1 protein-coding gene is annotated in these 1,486 nt (G+C 37.7%); it reads right to left on the bottom strand.

Annotated elements, in window-relative coordinates; translation table 11 throughout:
* Positions 1 to 1,184 (bottom strand): HD domain-containing phosphohydrolase (locus tag MTBBW1_RS22170; RefSeq protein WP_139786870.1); only part of this gene is annotated, 1,184 nt, incomplete at its 3' end.
* Between the last annotated feature and the right edge of the window lie 302 nt (positions 1,185 to 1,486).

Raw genomic sequence — 1,486 nt, 5'->3', positions numbered from 1 at the left:
AGTTCGGTAACTGATTTATCAGGAAATTTTTCCCTAATTGCTGTTATAACATCATAAATATCCATAAATATGGAGACAATATTGGGGTCAAAGTGGCTGCCTGATTCCTTTTTTATAAGATCAATAACATCTTCTTCTCTCCAGGCAGGTTTATAGACCCTTGCAGAGATAAGTGCATCATAGACATCTGCAAGAGCCACGATTCTTCCGGAAAGGGGTATTACCTCTCCTTTCAGTCTCCGTGGATAGCCGGAACCATCCCACTTTTCGTGGTGGGTATAGGCAATTTCGTAACATAATGCATCAAGGTCAGATACATTATCTTTGAACAGTTTTGCTCCCTGGTATGCATGGGTTTTCATGACCTGGTACTCGTTGGCGTTGAGTTTGCCTGGTTTTTTAAGGATAATATCAGAGATTGCAACTTTTCCAACATCATGGAGCATTGCAGCTATTCTGAGAATATCTTTATAGTTTTTGATATCTTTGATGCTTAGTCCCTGCCTGTCTGCCCAGCGTTGAAAAATTTCAATGGAGTATGCACCAACCCTGTTAACGTGGGCACCGGTCTCCTTGGGATCTCTTAGTTCTGCCATTTTGATCATTCGCAGAATCATTTCTCTTGTCATTTTTGCTTTTTCAATGGCAGATGTAGCATTGCCGGCAAAGAAATTGATGTAGTTCTCGTCAGCGTCTGTAAATGGTATGACTTTACCTTCATCATCCATTGAATTTATGATCTGCATGACTCCGATGACACTGCCCCTTGTTGTGATGAGAGGAATGGTCATCATGGATGCTGTTTTGTACCCAGCAATTTCATCAAAACTTTTGTTAAAAGAGTATGGTACACTGCTGTCAATTTTATGAACATCTTTTATCGCCAGAGATTTTCCCTTAAGGGCCACATATCCTGCAATTGATTTATCATCAACCGGAACTGAAAAATTTGAATATATCTGCTTGTTATTAAGTATATCTCTTTTTTTCAATGTGTCATTCTGAACATAGCTGAAATTAAGCCTGTTGTTTTCAAGTAGAAAAATGGAGCCCGCATCTGCGTTGGTAAGGCGTCTTGTTTCATATAGTATAGTATCAAGAAGTGAATCAATATCCTTGATATGATTTAGATCATCACTGATACGTAGTAATTCATGTAGTTTATTTTCATTACTAAAGGTCATGTGCGATATCTCCTTTTTTTGATCATTTGGCTCCTGAAAAACCGAGACAAAAGATTAATGATATGGTAATTAATTCAGATCATGTAATAAATCAACCCTAAGAACTGTTTTTGCAGGTTTTTTATTAGAAACTCCCCGTTTTCTAAGGCTATTAAGAACTTTCATGCTTCGTTGTGGCAGATGGGTCTGTCATGTTTATTTATTAAAAAGTCTCCATAACATACTGACATATCATGACTTTAATCCATCGTTGTGATGCGTCAGCAAACATGGAGGTTTTATAAGAAAGTCCCCGTTTTTTA

The sequence above is a fragment of the Desulfamplus magnetovallimortis genome (assembly GCF_900170035.1).
GTDB lineage: Bacteria > Desulfobacterota > Desulfobacteria > Desulfobacterales > Desulfobacteraceae > Desulfamplus > Desulfamplus magnetovallimortis.
The sequence above is the reverse complement of the archived record's forward strand: the minus strand, read 5'-3'. Positions and strand labels throughout refer to the sequence as shown.